At 35.9% G+C, this 18,498-nt stretch carries 10 protein-coding genes; 6 read left to right on the forward strand and 4 right to left on the reverse strand.

Going from position 1 to position 18,498, the window contains the following annotated elements; genetic code table 11:
- Window positions 1-56: 56 nt before the first annotated feature.
- Window positions 57-641, reverse strand: a complete 585-nt coding sequence (locus KAOT1_RS17240; protein ID WP_007096160.1) for a MarC family protein — start codon at window positions 639-641, stop codon at window positions 57-59.
- A gap of 159 nt (window positions 642-800) precedes the next feature.
- Here KAOT1_RS17240 and KAOT1_RS17245 point away from each other — a divergent pair, with 159 nt between their 5' ends.
- The 3 genes from KAOT1_RS17245 to KAOT1_RS17255 all read left to right on the forward strand — a co-directional run bounded on the left by KAOT1_RS17245 (window position 801) and on the right by KAOT1_RS17255 (window position 5,212).
- Window positions 801-1,370, forward strand: coding sequence for a DUF3109 family protein (locus KAOT1_RS17245; RefSeq protein ID WP_007096161.1), 570 nt, complete (start codon window positions 801-803; stop codon window positions 1,368-1,370).
- Between the two features lie 271 nt (window positions 1,371-1,641).
- Window positions 1,642-2,622: a ribonucleotide-diphosphate reductase subunit beta gene (locus KAOT1_RS17250; protein WP_007096162.1), complete on the forward strand. Its 981-nt coding sequence runs from the start codon at window positions 1,642-1,644 to the stop codon at window positions 2,620-2,622.
- Window positions 2,623-2,773: 151 nt separating this feature from the next.
- Window positions 2,774-5,212 carry a ribonucleoside-diphosphate reductase subunit alpha gene (locus KAOT1_RS17255; RefSeq protein WP_007096163.1) on the forward strand — a complete coding sequence of 813 codons (2,439 nt, stop codon included), beginning with the start codon at window positions 2,774-2,776 and terminating at the stop codon, window positions 5,210-5,212.
- A gap of 432 nt (window positions 5,213-5,644) precedes the next feature.
- Here the strand turns inward: KAOT1_RS17255 and KAOT1_RS17260 are convergent, their stop codons facing one another.
- Both KAOT1_RS17260 and KAOT1_RS17270 read right to left on the reverse strand, forming a co-directional pair.
- Window positions 5,645-6,349, reverse strand: a complete 705-nt coding sequence (locus KAOT1_RS17260) for a DUF6503 family protein (RefSeq protein ID WP_007096164.1) — start codon at window positions 6,347-6,349, stop codon at window positions 5,645-5,647.
- Between the two features lie 189 nt (window positions 6,350-6,538).
- Window positions 6,539-8,875 carry an inorganic phosphate transporter gene (locus tag KAOT1_RS17270; protein ID WP_040559655.1) on the reverse strand — a complete coding sequence of 779 codons (2,337 nt, stop codon included), beginning with the start codon at window positions 8,873-8,875 and terminating at the stop codon, window positions 6,539-6,541.
- Between the two features lie 217 nt (window positions 8,876-9,092).
- Here KAOT1_RS17270 and KAOT1_RS17275 point away from each other — a divergent pair, with 217 nt between their 5' ends.
- From KAOT1_RS17275 to KAOT1_RS17285, 3 genes are read left to right on the forward strand one after another with little or no spacing between them, the layout of a single operon-like run.
- On the forward strand, window positions 9,093-10,436 hold the full coding sequence (locus KAOT1_RS17275; protein ID WP_007096167.1) for a deoxyguanosinetriphosphate triphosphohydrolase: 1,344 nt from the start codon (window positions 9,093-9,095) through the stop codon (window positions 10,434-10,436).
- A gap of 29 nt (window positions 10,437-10,465) precedes the next feature.
- The gene (locus tag KAOT1_RS22125) at window positions 10,466-13,360 is read left to right on the forward strand and encodes a M4 family metallopeptidase (RefSeq protein ID WP_007096168.1); all 2,895 of its coding nucleotides are present in this window, start codon (window positions 10,466-10,468) and stop codon (window positions 13,358-13,360) included.
- Between the two features lie 59 nt (window positions 13,361-13,419).
- Window positions 13,420-16,221 carry a WD40/YVTN/BNR-like repeat-containing protein gene (locus tag KAOT1_RS17285; protein WP_007096169.1) on the forward strand — a complete coding sequence of 934 codons (2,802 nt, stop codon included), beginning with the start codon at window positions 13,420-13,422 and terminating at the stop codon, window positions 16,219-16,221.
- A gap of 410 nt (window positions 16,222-16,631) precedes the next feature.
- On the opposite strand, the gene KAOT1_RS17290 is transcribed toward KAOT1_RS17285, so the two are convergent.
- A complete protein-coding gene (locus KAOT1_RS17290; protein WP_007096170.1) occupies window positions 16,632-18,404 on the reverse strand; it encodes a 1-deoxy-D-xylulose-5-phosphate synthase in 1,773 nt (590 codons plus the stop codon).
- Window positions 18,405-18,498: the final 94 nt, after the last annotated feature.

The raw sequence follows: 18,498 nt of genomic DNA on the forward strand, positions 1-18,498 counted from the left end.
TACGCATAAAACACCAAGAAAAGCGTCAATGCGTACTGACTTTATGTATTGCAAATTTACTCAAATATTTTTTGAATACCTGTAGTAAATATTTTAACAGCAATTGCCAACAAGATCACTCCGAATACTTTTCTTAAAATTCGGATTCCGTTTTGCCCAAGTAATCGTTCAATTTTAGCGGAAGCTTTCAACACAATGTACATAATAATCATGTTGATTAAAATGGCAATAACAATGTTTAATGCATCAAATTCTGCACGAAGTGATAAAATAGATGTCAAACTTCCTGGTCCTGCCACCAATGGGAAGGCAATAGGAAATACAGAGGCGTCACTCATCGCATTTTCTTCATCTTCCTTAAACAAAGTAATTCCCAAAATCATTTCAAGTGCTAGAAAAAATAACACGAAAGAACCTGCAATGGCAAATTGATTTACGGTAATTCCAATAAGGCTCAACATGCTCTGCCCTATAAACAAAAATACCGTTAAAATTACACCAGCAATAATTGTGGCTTTTCCAGATTGAATATGTCCAGTTTTTCGACGTAAGTCAATGATAATAGGAATGTTGCCTATAATATCGATCACGGCAAAAAGTACCATACTTGCTGTTAAAATATGTTTGAAATTTAACTCCATTTTGATACAATTTTAAATTCGCGGCAAAAGTACAGTATTCGGCAAATTATCAAAGCGAAAAGACATATTTTTTAGGTTAAATTAAAGTGAATTTAAGAAGCTCAAAAAAATCGTACAACTAGCGGAATTAAAACATTAGAAAAAAAGTATATTTGCAGCATGTTTCAACTAGGAAAAACCATCGTTTCGGAAGACATTATCGAAAAGGATTTTGTTTGTAATCTTTCAGCTTGTAAAGGCGAATGTTGTGTAGCAGGTGATGCGGGTGCGCCACTTGAAGAAGAAGAAATCAAAATATTAGACGATATCTATGATACGGTGAAACCTTTTTTACGAAAAGAAGGAATTGAAGCTATCGAAAAACAAGGAACTTATATTGTTAGAGAAAATGGCGATTTGGAAACGCCTTTGGTAGAAGGCGCCGAATGTGCGTACGTTATTTTTGATGATAAAAATACTGCTTTGTGCGGCATTGAAGAAGCCTATAACAAAGGTTTGATCGATTGGAAAAAACCAATTTCTTGTCACTTATATCCAATTCGTGTGGAAGATTACAGCGAATTTGCCGCAGTAAACTATCATAAGTGGCCTATTTGTGATGATGCCTGTACTTTAGGGAAAGAATTGCAAGTTCCGATTTATAAATTTGTCAAAGAAGCGCTCATCCGAAAATTTGGCGAAGATTGGTATCTCGAATTAGAGAAGACTGCACAAAAATTAGGTCGCTAATTGTTAAAATTTCATTTTCTCATTTTTTTTTAAAACTTCACGTTTTATCGCTGTTACCAAAGAATTGATTGTTGTAACTTACTGATTTTCAATAAAAAATGCCATTTCTGAAAAATGTTAAAATGTAAGAAAAAACCGTAGTGTTGTTAAAAACTCACGAACATTGTGAATAAGTTAGGCTTTCATTTCCGCATTCATTTTCCAATCTTTGTTATTCCCAAATCAAACAATAGTCTTTTACCCAATTTCACATTAAAAACTCGATAATTTTATGTCATCAGCAATAGAACCCATCTTACAAGAAAACAAAGACAGATTTGTTATTTTTCCAATCAAACATGCAGATATTTGGGAATGGTATAAAAAATCTGAGGCTAGTTTTTGGACAGCTGAAGAAATTGACCTTCACCAAGATTTAACAGATTGGACTACAAAATTGAATGATGACGAACGTTATTTTATCAAACATATTCTTGCCTTTTTTGCAGCATCAGACGGAATTGTAAATGAGAACTTAGCAGAAAACTTCGTAAATGAAGTACAATACTCGGAAGCAAAGTTTTTCTACGGATTCCAAATTATGATGGAAAACATTCATTCAGAAACATATTCATTATTAATTGATACGTATGTGAAAGATGAAGCAGAAAAAGATAAATTATTCAAGGCAATTGAAAATTTTCCTGCCATCAAAAAGAAAGCAGATTGGGCTTTACAATGGATTGAATCACCAAGTTTCGCTGAACGTTTAATTGCGTTTGCCGCCGTAGAAGGTATTTTCTTTTCAGGTGCTTTCTGTTCAATTTATTGGTTGAAGAAAAGAGGAATTATGCCAGGATTAACGTTTTCTAATGAGTTAATTTCTCGTGATGAAGGTGTACATTGTGATTTTGCAGTACACTTACACAATAATCACTTAGTAAATAAAGTTCCTAAAGAACGTATTCGTGCCATCATTGTAGATGCATTAAATATTGAGCGCGAATTTATTACAGAATCTTTACCTGTAAGTCTTATTGGAATGAACGCTAAATTAATGACACAATACTTAGAGTTTGTTACCGACAGACTTTTACAAGAATTGGGTTGTGAAAAAGAGTATAATGTGTCAAATCCATTTGATTTTATGGATATGATTTCCCTTCAAGGTAAAACAAACTTCTTCGAAAAAAGAGTTTCTGAATATCAAAAAGCAGGTGTTCTTAACAAAGAAGAAGAAAAAGACAAATTTAGCTTCGACGCTGATTTCTAGTTGAAAAACCCGAATGATTTTGGCTGATTACAGCTAAACTCAAAAAACATAATAAAATACCCTAAACACTGATTTTTTTGCCGAAAAATTGGTAAATAAACTAACCCCTTTTCTGAACGAAAGTCAGAAGAATTAAAAAAGAGATGAGCATATGTTTGTAGTAAAAAGAGACGGAAGAAAAGAGCCAATGATGTTTGACAAGATCACTTCACGAGTGAGAAAGTTATGCTATGGCTTAAACAATTTAGTAGATCCTGTAAAAGTTGCTATGCGTGTAATTGAAGGATTATACGATGGTGTTACCACTTCAGAATTAGACAACTTGGCTGCGGAAATTGCCGCCACCATGACTACAACGCATCCCGATTATGCTCGATTGGCAGCGCGTATTTCCGTATCAAACTTACACAAAAACACCAAAAAATCGTTTTCTGAAACCATGGTGGATTTATACGAATATGTAAACCCAAGAACAGGAAAAAAAGCACCGCTACTTTCTGATGAAGTATACAACGTTATCATGGAAAATGCAGATCGCTTAGATTCTACCATTATCTATAACCGCGATTTTGGATATGATTACTTCGGATTTAAAACATTAGAACGTTCTTACTTGCTAAAATTAAATGGCAAAATTGCAGAACGTCCACAACACATGCTTATGCGTGTTTCTGTTGGAATTCACTTAAATGATTTAGACGCGGCGATTGAAACGTATGAGTTAATGTCTAAAAAATACTTTACTCATGCCACGCCAACGCTTTTTAACTCTGGAACACCAAAACCACAAATGTCGTCATGTTTCTTATTAGCAATGCAAGATGACAGTATTGATGGAATTTACGATACTTTAAAACAAACGGCGAAAATATCACAATCAGCAGGAGGAATTGGTTTATCTATCCACAATGTTCGTGCTACAGGATCATACATTGCAGGAACAAACGGAACCAGTAACGGAATTGTGCCAATGTTACGCGTATACAACGATACCGCACGTTATGTAGATCAAGGTGGTGGAAAACGTAAAGGTTCATTCGCGATTTATGTAGAACCTTGGCATGCAGATATTTTTGACTTTTTAGACTTAAAGAAAAATCACGGAAAAGAAGAAATGCGTGCGCGTGACTTATTCTACGCCATGTGGATTCCGGATTTATTTATGAAACGTGTAGAAGAAAATGGTCCGTGGACGTTAATGTGTCCAAACGAATGTCCAAACTTATTCAACGTACACAGTGAAGAATTTGAAGCATTATATTTAAAATATGAAGCTGAAGGAAAAGGAAGAAAAACGATTAAGGCGCGTGAGTTATGGGAGAAAATCCTAGAATCTCAAATTGAAACAGGAACGCCATACATGTTATATAAAGATGCGGCAAACCGCAAATCGAACCAAAAGAATTTAGGAACTATCCGTTCTTCAAATTTATGTACAGAAATTATGGAGTATACATCTCCTGATGAAGTTGCAGTTTGTAATTTGGCTTCTATCGCATTGCCAATGTTTATCAAAGGTGGCGAATTCGATCACAAAGAATTATTCCGTGTGACCAAACGTGTGACGAAAAATTTAAATAAAGTAATTGATCGTAATTACTATCCTGTAAAAGAAGCAGAAAATTCAAACTTCCGTCATCGTCCAATCGGATTAGGTGTACAAGGATTGGCAGATACATTTATCAAACTAAGAATGCCTTTCACATCTGATGAAGCTAAAAAACTGAATCAAGAAATATTTGAAACTTTATATTTTGCAGCAGTTACAGCATCTATGGAAATGGCAAAAATAGAAGGTCCATACCAAACGTATGAAGGTTCGCCAATGTCAAAAGGAGAATTCCAACATAACTTATGGGGAATTAAAGATGAAGAATTAAGCGGTCGTTGGGATTGGGGAAAACTGCGCAAGCAAGTTGCCAAAAATGGAGTGCGTAACTCACTATTAGTCGCGCCAATGCCAACAGCGTCTACGTCTCAAATTCTTGGAAACAACGAATGTTTTGAACCATATACGTCAAACATTTATACGCGTAGAGTACTTTCTGGGGAATTCATCGTGGTAAACAAACATTTGCTTGAAGATTTAGTAAACTTAGGTTTATGGACAGAAGATTTAAAGCAAGAATTAATGCGTGCGAATGGTTCTATCCAACACATTGACGAAATTCCACAAGACATTAAAGACTTGTACAAAACTGTTTGGGAATTGAGTATGAAAGATATTATTGACATGTCACGTCACAGAGGATATTTCATTGACCAATCGCAGTCATTAAACCTATTTATGGAAGGCGCAACCATGGCAAAGTTAACATCAATGCATTTCTACGCATGGAGATCTGGATTAAAAACAGGAATGTACTACTTGCGTACAAAATCGGCAGTAGATGCGATTAAGTTTACTGTGAAAAAAGCGAAGAAATCGATAGCTGTACCTGCGGAAGCTGCTGCGGGAATTTCTGTGCAAACTACAGGTTCAAAGCCAGCTCCTGTAGCGGTTGAACCGTTAACACCAGAAGAAATGAAAGAAATGATAGCAAGAGCAAAAGATGGTCAAGATGATGATTGCTTGATGTGTGGCTCTTAAATCATATCGTTTTATAAAAAACCGACAAAATAGAAAGGAATGCTTGAAAAAGTGTTCCTTTTTTTATTTGGGTTCTGTTCGCTTCGCTCAATTTAAAGATTTAAAAATTCAATAATTCAAGGTTATTTATTTCTGAGAACGATACTTGATTTTATATAAAATGCTAAATGTTACATGCGTTTCTAAGGCAAATTTGAATGTTGTTTGAAACTAATTGCCACACTAATAACGTTTTTAGGCTTTTCTTCACATAAACAGAAATTTACATTGAAAAGAGAGAAGTTTCAAACGTTTAAAAAATAATATTAGAAACATCCTGATTCCTGACTCTAGTATCTTGAATCTTTTCGTTTCCTTAAAAACGTCTTTGCGAGTCAGTATGACGTAGTAATCTGTGACTTCAAAAAGCAGAAATGGTATGCGACAAAAAGATTACTTCAAAATATCTGTTCCCAAATAGCCATCATTCTTGTTATAATACCAAGCCCGTTTTTTTGGCATTTTGATATCATTTATAACAGCTTCTTCCGTTAACAAAATATATTCGCCATCATTTTTAGCTTCATTCTTAAAAAACTGATACACTTCCATAGCGTAGGTTTTCGGATCAAAATAAAAATACCAAATATCTTTTCCAACGTCTTCTGTATAGGTCGCTTTCAAGACCAAATACGCTTTTCCTTTAAAAGTTTTCTTTTGCACTTTCGGATCAATAATAGTGCCTTCATCTTTCAATTTCATTGGCAAACCGTACAAATATTCGTAATAACCTTTGTACAAATTGGCACGCTCACAGCTTAAGTTATTCTTTTGAATGTCCTCTACAGGAATATCCGTTTTACCGTTAAAAACGATTGCACACGTGTCTTTTTCAACAGTATATTCAGTGGTTTTATTGTCGCGAGTTGCTTTTACATAAAAATACTCTTTTGGTAAATTTATCTTAATAGTACTCACACGTGGTTTATTTTTTGGAGTTTCCATCGTTACTTGTAAAGTTCCATTGAAAGTCGCCCAATTTCCGTTAGGATCGTGGTATTGAATGGCTTTTTCTAGTAATTCTTTGCCAGTTATTTCTTGTCCAAAAGCTATAGAAAAGCTAAATAGAATGATAAAAGTTGTGATGTGTTTACTCATGTGTAAAGTGTTTGATAAGGTGTTTCAAGATAAGAATATTTATTTCATGATTCTTAACAAAAAAAATCCAAATCAAACAACAATAGATTCCTGCCTACACAGGAATGATAGTGAAAAAACTACTAGCAAAGCGATCCAGAATCCAATATTGATACATTTTCAAATCAGCAAATTGCCAAATTAAAAAGCTTATTCTTCTTGATCGGAATTTTTATCTTTTGTAATCTTTGCCGGTTCTACCGAACTATCGTGTGCTGTATGATATTCTTCCAAAAGATCCATTGTTGCTTTTAGTAAATCTTTAGTTTCCAATAATAAACTAAAATACAATGTAGTGTTTTTTGGACTCGATTCTTCAGTACGTGTACGTTCAACCTGAGTTTGTATTTTTTGTCGAACCAACTGGAAAATTTCTTCTTTATTAGTCAACACACTACCAATTTCTTCAAAAGAACGCGAATCAAAAGCCTGTTTTGTATTATTGAATAATATTTCTAGTGCTTCATCAACCTGTTTCAATTCTTTAATTTGACTGAATTTTAACTTTCGATGATTATTATTCACATGTTTTAAACTTGCTGTCGAAATATATTCCAATGACTGTGTAATGTCTTGCAAATAGCCTAAAATATTGATGTAAAAATTACTTGCTCCAACACTGGTTTCGTCTAAATTTTTAATAAAGTAGAAAATATTATCGCGCAATTCATCAATTTCATTAGACAGCTTCGAAATATTCTTTCGGTTTTTCTTTAGCATTTGCAAATCTTGCTTTGCCAAACCATTGATGGCACTTGTGTAAATTCTATTTCCTCTTTTCAATACATTGGCAATATTGCTCGCACTTTCGTGGATAACACCCTGAACCGAACTACTTTCAGCTTTCTTTAAACTGTCTTCTACCTTTGCTTCTTTCGCTTTTTTATTATGACTGATGTAGTTTCTAATCAATAAAAAGGCAGCTAATGCTAATAATGCACCAAGCATGATTGGTAAATTGAGATTCAGTAGCAATGCGATCAATCCTGCGGCTAGAAATGCTACAATTGCTGTAAAGAACCATCCGCCAATTACATTTAATACGCCGGCTACTCTATATACGGCACTTTCTGCGCCCCAAGCTCTATCTGCTAAAGATGTTCCCATGGCAACCATAAATGTTACGTAGGTTGTAGATAGTGGTAATTTCATAGACGTTGCAATAGAAATCAGAACACTGGCTACCATTAAGTTTACAGCGGCACGAACCATGTCGAAAGCAGGAATATCTTCTTTGTTTTTATAAGTGCTTACCGCAGGAACTGCAAATTGTTTATCAATTTTTTCTTGCCAAGATTTTGGTGTAATGGCAACAATTCCTTGAGAAATTCCAATAGACATACGCACAAAACCTCTAGATAAGAAGTTTGGCTTAAAACGTTCTTTTGTTTGCTCTTGACTAGATAAATCGATAGACGTTTTTACAACAGCTTTTGCTTTGCTTGAAAACCAAAGCGTTACCACCATAATCAATCCTGCAATAACCAAGAAAAGTGTTGGAGTTTCTACAGTTTTGTCAAGGAAATCCATTTTGAAACCTCTTGCAGCAACTTCTATATCTGAAGCATTTGCACCAGCATCCAACATGAATTTATCATACGATTGCCAACCTGCAATGGGTACACCGATAAAGTTTACTAAGTCGTTTCCAGCAAAAGCGAGCGCCAATGCAAAAGTTCCAACAACAATAATGAGTTTGTAAATATTAGTTTTAAGCAAAGACATCACTAAAAATGATATGACTGACCAAGCTACTAAGCTAATAGCTACAATAGGAAGTACATTTATTTCTAAAAATTCCTTTAGTGTTAGCGAAGCTTTCACATCTACAATAGTGCTTGCATACGCTGTTCCTTTAATTCCTTTTACAAAAATAAAATAGGTAATAGCTGTTAGGGCAATTCCTCCAAAGACGGCACCAACCCAACGCGCTTTTTCATTAAAATTATAGGACAATAACAAACGCGAAACCCATTGCACAAGAGCTCCAACGGAGAAGGCGACGACGACTGAAAGTATAATGCCGATAATAATTTCGGTAGCTTTAGAAGTATTTATGTATTGAAGTAACGTGTCATAATCATCACTTTGATTCGTAATTTTTATCAACGCCATGGCAACGGCAGCTCCAAGCAATTCAAAAACGATGGAAACCGTAGTTGATGTTGGCATTCCGAGCGTATTAAAGAAATCGAGTAACAAAATATCGGTTATCATTACTGCCATGAAAATAATCATGATCTCGTGGAATACGAACTGTTCGGGTTGAAAAATTCCTTTTCGGGCGACTTCCATCAAACCGCTAGAAAATATAGCACCGACGGCAACACCGACACTGGCAACAATCATAATTGTTTGAAAAGAAATAGCTTTAGAACCAATAGCCGAATTCAAGAAATTTACTGCGTCATTACTAACTCCAACGACCAAATCGGCAATAGCCAAAACAGTCAATGCAATAATCATCAGTAAGTAAATATTATTCATATGTGGGTATTATAAAATAATTTACAAATATCAATAGTGTTGTCAAATGTAATGTTACCATAAGGTTATATCTTAGGGTTTGACATTCATGTAAAATTTTGGCTGTTAAATATAACAAATAACTGCGTGAACTACAGAAATTTAAAGGCAAGAATGGGCGAACAGTGGCATTTCTACAATTTATGTAGTATATTGCAAGGAAAAATGCTATTTACTAATGAATTGGGAACAATTACTCTCGTTAAAACGTTACGGGGATACCCATAAGCGATTGCGCAAAGAACAAGATGAGACCAGATTGGGCTTTGAAGTAGATTATGATAGAGTAATTTTCTCATCTGCTTTTCGCAGCTTGCAAGACAAAACACAAGTTGTCCCTTTATCCAAAACAGATTTTGTACACACACGACTTACACATAGTTTGGAAGTTTCAGTAGTAGGAAGAAGTTTGGGAAGAAAAGTTGGAACGAAACTCTTACAAAAATATCCACATCTTAAAGAAGTTCATGGATTTCAATTTAATGATTTTGGTGCTATTGTTGCTGCTGCAGCCTTAGCACATGACATTGGAAATCCGCCGTTTGGTCACTCTGGAGAAAAAGCTATTGGAGAATATTTTAAAATTGGAAAAGGAATACATTTTCAGTCGAAACTTTCTTCAAAAGAATATCAAGATTTGTGTGATTTTGAAGGAAATGCTAACGGATTCAAAATTTTGACCGAAAACCGCAAAGGCGTAGAAGGAGGTTTGCGATTAAGTTATGCAACTTTGGGTGCTTTTATGAAATATCCGAAACAATCGTTGCCCAAAAAACCAACAACACATATTGCGGATAAGAAATACGGAATTTTTCAGTCTGAAAAAGACGCTTTTGCTGATGTAGCTAATGAACTTGGCTTGCAAAAACATGGTGAAGGCGAAAACATCCGATATGCAAGACATCCACTCACATTCTTGGTAGAAGCTGCCGATGATATCTGTTACACAATTATTGATTTTGAAGATGGTATTAATCTTGGACTCATTCAAGAAGAATATGCTTTAGAATATTTAATAAATCTAGTAAGAGATACCATTCAAACAGAAAAGTATAACTCATTACAACATCGTGAAGATCGTTTGAGTTATCTAAGAGCCTTATCTATCAACACACTTATAGAAGATGCTGTTCGTATTTTCTTAGAAAATGAAGAAGCAATCTGTGCAGGTAATTTTTCCGTAGGTATTATGGATAAAAGTAAATACAAAGCACAAATAGATGACATTATCAAAATAAGTGTCGATAAGATATACAAAAGCGACGAAGTTATAGAAAAAGAAATCACAGGATATCACGTATTGCAATATCTATTAGATACATTTATCACAGCTGTGGAAAATCATCATCATGATGCTCTTTCTAATTATGACCGGTTAATTTTGAAAGTTTTACCCAAAAATGTAGACTATACTACAGACCATTTATATAAGAGATTAATGAATATTACCAATTACATATCGAGACTATCAGACAGTAAAGCGGTCATCTTATTCAATAAACTCACAGCAAAAACAGTATAATTTATTAAGCCACAAACACCCAATTATATATGTACTCAAATTACATTAAATCAGGATTACTAATTTTTTGTGCACTATTTGTATTGCAGACAAACGCACAAGATGCAGTTTCAGTGAATAAACGAATGAAATTCACTAATGAAGTCTCTCCTGAGAAAGCAAAAGCAGACTTCTTACAAAAATTTAAATTAGACGATAATAACACATTCCAAAGAACGGTTGTAAACCAAGATAGAACAGGAATGAAGCACGAAAGACTCCAACAATACTACAACGGAATTAAAGTTGAATTTGGTACCATGATTGTTCACTCAAAAAATAATGTAGTAAAAAGTATCAATGGAGAAGTGTACAATGGTCTCGGTGTAAATCTTTCACCAGCGCTATCACCCCAAGAAGCATTTGAAAAAGCAAAAGCATTTGTAGGCGCACAAGAGTATTTATGGTCAAATCCTGAGGAAGCAGCAGCAATAAACTATGCTAAACCTACAGGAGAATTGGTATTACTTCCAGAAATGAATACGTATTCAGGGTTGTTAAACTTAGCATACAAATTTGATATGTACGCTACACAACCTGTAAGTAGAGGAGAAGTATATGTTGATGCACAAAATGGACAAATATTGTTCAATAACAAAATTATCAAACATGCCAATAATGAAGGTCGTGAAATGCTTAATAATCCAGCAAACTTAATTAAAAAAGAAGCAGCAACAGCATTTGTATTAGGTTCTGCTAACACACGCTACAGCGGATTAAGAGATATTGAAACACGCTTAGAAACAAGCGGAATGTTTACTTTAAATGACGACATAAGAAGCGTATTTACAAGAGACGCACAAAACGTACCTTTTGGAGGCGGATACATTAACAACTTTGCAGAATTCACAGACGATGATAACATTTGGACGCTTCCTTCTCCAGATGATGTAGCTTTAGATGCACATTGGGGCGCAATGCGTTCTTATGATTATTGGTTAAATGTTCATGGAAGAGAAGGAATTGATGGAAATGGTTTTGCTATGAGAAGCTATGTACATGTTGCCAATCCACAAAATGGAGGAAGTTGGGTTAATGCTGCTTGGAACGGATCTGTAATGTCATACGGTGATGGTGGCGGAGGTTTTGAACCTTTAACTTGTATTGATATCTGTGCACACGAAATCGGGCACGGAGTTACACAATTTGCAAACAACCTAGTATATGCTAGAGAATCGGGAGCTTTAAATGAAGGATACTCTGATTTATGGGGAGCAGCTATTGAATTCTATGCAAAAGGAAACGGTGATGACCTTAATCCAAATGCAGAAACTTGGCAAATAGGAGAAGAAATTGCCGCAAACGGAATTGGAATTCGTAGCATGAGCAATCCAAACTTATTCGGTGATCCAGATAGTTACGAAGGAACAAACTGGAGACCAACATCAGTAGCAGGTTGTCCAACACCAAACAATAGTAATGACCAATGTGGTGTACACAGTAACAGTGGAGTATTAAACTTCTGGTTTTACCTATTAGTACAAGGTGGCGCTGGAACAAATGATGCATTCAATGCATACGACGTAACTGGAATTGGAATGCAAAAAGCAGAAGAAATCGCATACATCGTATTAAGAGACTATTTAACACCAAACAGTACATTCTTAGACACAAGAAATGCCGCAGTAGACGTAGCACTAAGCTTATATGGATCTAACAGTCCAGAAGCAATTGCAACACAAGATGCTTTCTACGCAGTAAATGTTGGAGCGCCATATGTAGCACAAGCAACAGATGCAAGATTAGTTACAGTTAATGAACCTGAAATTCACTGTGGATTAGACACATACAGTCCAAGAGTAACGGTTGAAAACTCAGGAGTTTCTAATGCAATTACAACATTAGATATCAACTACACCATTGATGGTGGCGCTGTAAACACATTCACATACAACGGAAACATCGCAGTTGGAGCAACAGAAGACATCGACCTTCCTGCCATAACGCTTACTAAAGGATTGCATGCACTAAGCTTTACAGTAGCTCTAGTAAATGATGGAGATGCAACCAACAATCAAGAAGGTTTTGCTTTACGTGTAAACGAAAACGGAAATATAGAAGATGTTTATGACTTTGAATCAGCAGATGATGATTTACTTACATACTCTGAAGGAGTTCCGCAAATATGGAGTAGAGGAACATACAACCAAACAGGAAGTGTGTTTGAAACTACAACACTCACAGGAGAAGTATACGCAACTAACCTAAATGGTAACTATTTCCAAAATACAAGAAGTTATCTAGTAACAGATTGTTATGATTTAACTGGAGTTGTAGATCCAACACTTCAATTTGACATGGCTTTTGATATAGAGCAAAATTGGGATTATCTATACGTAGAATACTCTACAAACGGCGGACGAGAATGGAATGTACTAGGATCTGCATCTGATCCAGATTGGTACAACAGTGACAGAACATTTGCTTCTTCAGGAAACACAGACTGTTTCACATGTATCGGTTCGCAATGGACAGGTACAAATACAACGATGCAACAATACAGCTACAATCTATCAGCTTTCAATACTGAGCCAAATATGGTATTCAGATTTGTATTGGTAACAGATCAAGCAACAAACAATGAAGGTGCAATTATTGACAATCTAAGAGTTGCTTCGGTATTAAGTGTAGAAGATTTTGCTAACAACAATGCATTCTCAGTATATCCAAATCCATCAAATGGAAGCTTTAAAATACAAGCAGCAAGAAACTTAGGAGACGTTACAGTAAATATATTTGACATTAATGGAAGAAATTTATATTCTAAAGATGTTAATTTATCAGGAACTGTTAACTTTGACTTAGATAATTTGCAATCAGGATTATACATCCTACGAGTAGCAGGAGAAGATTTTGTAAAATCAACGAAGATCATTATCGAATAATTTGTAGCTTACGCTAATAAATCATGCACAAATATCCTTCTCTTTTGAATATCTAAATTATGGACAGAACGAAAAAGAGAAGGATATTTTATATTTTACTATTTCTAGCAATCATTGGGTATGTGCTAAGTAGTAAGACAAAAAAAGATGAGGAAAAGAAAACTTCCAAAAAAACACTGCAACAAAAACACGCTTTTCACTTAGAAAATAGTCCATTTTCATCTTCAAAATATCTATCAAGATCTGATCGAAAAGAACAAGGTTTACCACCAAATGCTTATTATGAGCAACAATGGGAGCTTACCATAAATCCAAATTTAGGACGTCCAACTCCTGAAAACTTAGTGCGAATACAACAAGAATTTGAACTACAAGAACGCACTCCAGGCGATGCGAGCGACAATCTATGGGAAGAAAGAGGTCCAAACAACATTGGAGGACGTACAAGAGCTATACTATTCGATCCTAATGACACCAACAATGCCAATCCTGCTGACGATTATACACGTGTCTTTGCTGGAAGTGTCTCAGGTGGTTTATGGGTAAATGACGATATCACAGACGCAAACTCGTCTTGGCAATTGGTAGCAGGTTTGCCTGATAACATTTCAGTGACGGTTTTAGTGGCAGATCCTAATAATTCAAACACGCTATACTTAGGTTCTGGAGAATCCTACACAAGTGGTTTTGGCGTTGGAAGCGGAATCTACAAATCAATGGATGGAGGCGCAACTTGGCAACAAATCTTAGGCGGAAATGCAGGAACATCTTCTGTAGATGGCGCTTCATACTATGTTGATGGCATATTTCATGTCAATGACATCGTAGCTAGAAACAACAACGGAACTACAGAAATTTACGCTGCCATTGCAAGTGCTTCATACAGAGACGCAGCTGCACCGTTTAACATCTTAGGATTTGATGAACGCGGTTTATATAAATCCATAGATGATGGCACAACTTGGTCACGATTTCCGTTGCAATACCCAAGCGGAATTTACGTAAATCCGAACGATATAGAATTAGACATCAACAACAATATCTGGCTGGCAACTACAGACGATTTCTTTAACAATCCTGGTGGTTACATCTATCAATCTACTGACGGAAACACGTTTACGCTACAACATACCATTGCCAATGCGCAACGAACGGAAATAGAACCTTCGTCAACAACTGCGGGAACCTTCTGGATTCTGGCTGAAATCAATCGGCAAGCAGATGTACTATTTACTGATAACAATTTCATGTCTGTCAATACAATTGCAGAACCAAATGATGCTGATACGGGCATTTCTGCAACCGACTTCACACGCGGACAAGCCTTCTACGATTTGGTCATAGAAGCTGATGAAAACAATAACTTGTACGTTGGCGGAATTGACTTATTCAAATACAATACTATAACTGAAGATTGGGATCAAATCTCCAAATGGAAAAACGATAGCGGTTTGCAAAACATTACAGCTTCTTTCGTACATGCCGATCAACACGCAATTGTTTTTCGCCCAAACAATGGCAATCATGCACTCATAGGAAATGATGGTGGCGTATACTTTAGCGATGCTTTTTCCACTTCCGTGAATAATGCCACGGCGATTCAACCACGTGTAAAAGACTACAATGTTACGCAGTTTTATTATGGTGCTATTGCGGATGCTGACATTTTAGATGGCGATGATATTCTAGGCGGAACACAAGACAATGGAAATCTTGCTGCGATTGATGCTACTGCGGGAATCAATAACTTTTCAACAATAATTACAGGCGATGGTGCATATACTGAAATTGATGAAGCCGATGGATATGCGGTCATTTCATTTCCTTTCTTAAATCATGCGTATGTTCCGTATCCTTCCTTAGATATCTTTTCAGGATATTTCATTGCGTTTGAAAGCAATCCGTTTAGTTTTCGTGAAGGCGAATTCATCAATGTAGCCGAATTAGACAAAACCAACAACCGATTGTTTACAAATGCTTCTATTTCTAACGGAGCTTTTCAAATTGGGCAACACTCTAATATTACGGGCGGAAACGGAAACGTAATCACCTTTGAGTTTGTTGATCCGTTATTAAACAATCCGCCGACAGCGTTAAAAATCTCCGCAGATGGACAAACATTGTATGCAGGTTTAAAAAACGGACGATTATTAAAAATTGACAACGCACATACAGAAACGCCAACTTTTACAAATATTAGCGATCCTAATTTTGTGGGAAGCATCTCGGATATTGAATTCGGTTTGAATGAAAATCAACTATTAGTAACTTTTCATAATTACGGAGTTGACAATATTTGGTATTCAAACGATCAAGGAGTTTCGTGGAATAGCAAAGAAGGAAACTTACCCGATTTGCCTGTAAAATGTATCTTGATGAATCCGTTGACAAACGGTGTAGAAGCAATCATAGGAACAGAATTAGGTGTTTGGCGTACGCAAAACTTTGAAACAGCGTCACCAACTTGGATTCAATCTGACAACGGAATGCGTGCTGTTCCTGTCTTAGATTTGGACATGCGTGCTTCCGACAAAGTTGTATTGGCAACTACGCATGGACGTGGACTTTTCACAGGACAATTCTTATCGGGAACGTTGGCAACTACAGAAATTCAGGCTGAAAACAATTTCACTATCTATCCAACAATCTCTGATGGAAATATGACGCTTGGCGCGAATGAAAACGGTTTAGCAACACTAACTACGTATACATTGGCTGGTCAACAAGTGAACCAACAAACCATCAATCTTACCAAAAACACCAAAACAAATTTCAACCTTTCTCATATGGCTTCTGGTGTATACATTTTAAAAATTCAGCAAGGCGAGAAAATTCAAACGAAGAAAATTATAATCAATTAGACAGCTTCACTCTGGCTCCGCTCAGTGTGCGCTTTTAGATTGTTAGATTTATTTCTGGAATTCACTAAACTTTTTGATTCGTCATTACGAACGATAGTGAAGTAATCTGTGTATCACACAACGTTTCTGTTTTTTGAAGTTACAGATTGCCACGTCATGCTTCCTCGCAAAGACGTTTCTTATTCCAGTCGTCAATTCAAGTGAAATTTTGAAGAAATTTTATATCGAAAATAGCTTTGGATTTTTACAGATTCAAGATATCAAGAGTCACGAATCAAGATGTTTCTAATACTGTTTTTTATAAAATTTGAAGCTTTATTGTTTCTGAGTAGATTCACACCAAAACAGGAACAAGTCTAATGCATCAGCAGTCAATATCTAATATCAAAGCAGTCTAACAACATAGCGGTCTAATTCGACAACAGCGAAAGCAACAATTCTTTAATTACATTTTTAGAAATTCCGCATTGTTCGTGCAATTCTTCAACCGTTCCATGTTCTATAAATTCATCAGGAACACCACGAACGTATATATTTGTTCTATAATTAAACTCAGAAGCAAACTCAATTATGGCAGTTCCAAATCCGCCATTTATCACACCATTTTCAAGTGTGACAATTGTATCAAATTTGGAGAAAATTTTATGTAAAAGTGTTTCATCTAAAGGTTTTACAAATTGCATATCATACAGGGCAATTCTTTTAGACAAATCAAATTCCTTGACAGCTTCAATAGCGGCAACTCCGATATGCCCAATACTCAAAATGGCGATATGTGTTCCTTCTTTTATACATCTTCCTTTTCCAATTTCGATTTTCTCAAAAGGTTGTTTCCAGTCAGTCAACATTCCACGACCTCTTGGATAGCGAATGGCAATCGGATGTTCTAAGCCAAGTTGTGCTGTATACATTATATTTCGTAGTGAAACTTCGTGTAAAGGTGCAAAAATGATGAGGTTTGGAATGCAGCGTAAATAGGCTAAATCGAACACGCCATGATGTGTTGCACCATCTTGTCCCACCAAACCAGCTCTGTCTAAACAGAAAATTACAGGTAAATTCTGTAGTGCTACATCGTGTATCACTTGATCGTATGCGCGTTGCAAAAATGTAGAATATACATTGCAAAACGGAATCAATCCTTGTGTTGCCATTCCAGCGGCAAGCGTAACGGCGTGTTGTTCGGCAATACCGACATCAAACGCCCGATTGGGAATTGCTTCCATCATAAATTTTAAGGAACTTCCTGTGGGCATGGCAGGCGTAATTCCCACAATCTTTTCATTTTCGTTGGCAAGTTCTACAATTGTATGTCCAAACACATCTTGAAACTTAGGTGGTAAATGTGTCGTATCTTTTGGAGTGAGTTCGCCCGTAATTTTATCAAATTTCCCTGGTGCATGATATTTCACCTGATCTTCTTCTGCTTTTTGCAATCCTTTCCCTTTAGTGGTAATTACATGTAAAAACTTTGGGCCTTTTATTGTTTTCAGACGTTCCAATTCGGCAACAACGGCAAAAATATCATGTCCGTCAATTGGTCCAGAATAATCAAAATTCAGCGCTTCAAAAATATTATCTTGCTTTTCAGTTCCTTTCTTTACATTGGTCAAATACATTTTGAGTGCGCCCACACTTGGATCAATTCCGATGGCGTTATCATTCAGAATAATCAAAATATTTGTATCGGTAACTCCAGCATGATTCATCGCTTCAAACGCCATTCCGCTCGCAATAGAAGCATCGCCAACCACGGCGATATGTTGTTTTGTAAAATCATTTTGCAATTTAGAAGCAATTGCCATTCCTAAAGCAGCAGAAATTGCTGTAGACGAATGTCCTACGCCAAACGTATCATAAACGCTTTCATCACGTTTTGGGAATCCAGAAACACCATTTTTTCGTCGGTTAGTATGAAAAATTTCTCTGCGTTCTGTTAAAATTTTGTGTCCGTATGCTTGATGTCCAACATCCCAAACGAGTAAATCATTCGGAGTATCAAACACATAATGTAGCGCAATTGTCAACTCTACCACACCCAAACTTGCGCCTAAATGTCCTTCTTTAGTAGACACAATATCAATAATAAATTCACGTAATTCTTGAGCAACTTGCGGTAAATCTTCCTTAGCAAGTTTCCGTAAATCGATAGGCGAATGAATATGTGAAAGTAAGTTTTTCATGTATGAATTGCGAATGGTAAAATTACGATTTTAAATCGAGAAGATTTTAACATAAAGAATGATAAAAAAACACGATTTGATTATTCAATTCAAT

Origin of the sequence: Kordia algicida OT-1 (assembly GCF_000154725.1) — a bacterium.
Lineage (GTDB): Bacteria > Bacteroidota > Bacteroidia > Flavobacteriales > Flavobacteriaceae > Kordia > Kordia algicida.

Bases quoted from the DNA above. Each gene is read 5' to 3' on its own strand.
- KAOT1_RS17240 (WP_007096160.1), bottom strand. From the start codon at position 641: ATGGAGTTAAATTTCAAACATATTTTAACAGCAAGTATGGTACTTTTT.
- KAOT1_RS17245 (WP_007096161.1), top strand. From the start codon at position 801: ATGTTTCAACTAGGAAAAACCATCGTTTCGGAAGACATTATCGAAAAG.
- KAOT1_RS17250 (WP_007096162.1), top strand. From the start codon at position 1,642: ATGTCATCAGCAATAGAACCCATCTTACAAGAAAACAAAGACAGATTT.
- KAOT1_RS17255 (WP_007096163.1), top strand. From the start codon at position 2,774: ATGTTTGTAGTAAAAAGAGACGGAAGAAAAGAGCCAATGATGTTTGAC.
- KAOT1_RS17260 (WP_007096164.1), bottom strand. From the start codon at position 6,349: ATGAGTAAACACATCACAACTTTTATCATTCTATTTAGCTTTTCTATA.
- KAOT1_RS17270 (WP_040559655.1), bottom strand. From the start codon at position 8,875: ATGAATAATATTTACTTACTGATGATTATTGCATTGACTGTTTTGGCT.
- KAOT1_RS17275 (WP_007096167.1), top strand. From the start codon at position 9,093: ATGAATTGGGAACAATTACTCTCGTTAAAACGTTACGGGGATACCCAT.
- KAOT1_RS22125 (WP_007096168.1), top strand. From the start codon at position 10,466: ATGTACTCAAATTACATTAAATCAGGATTACTAATTTTTTGTGCACTA.
- KAOT1_RS17285 (WP_007096169.1), top strand. From the start codon at position 13,420: ATGGACAGAACGAAAAAGAGAAGGATATTTTATATTTTACTATTTCTA.
- KAOT1_RS17290 (WP_007096170.1), bottom strand. From the start codon at position 18,404: ATGAAAAACTTACTTTCACATATTCATTCGCCTATCGATTTACGGAAA.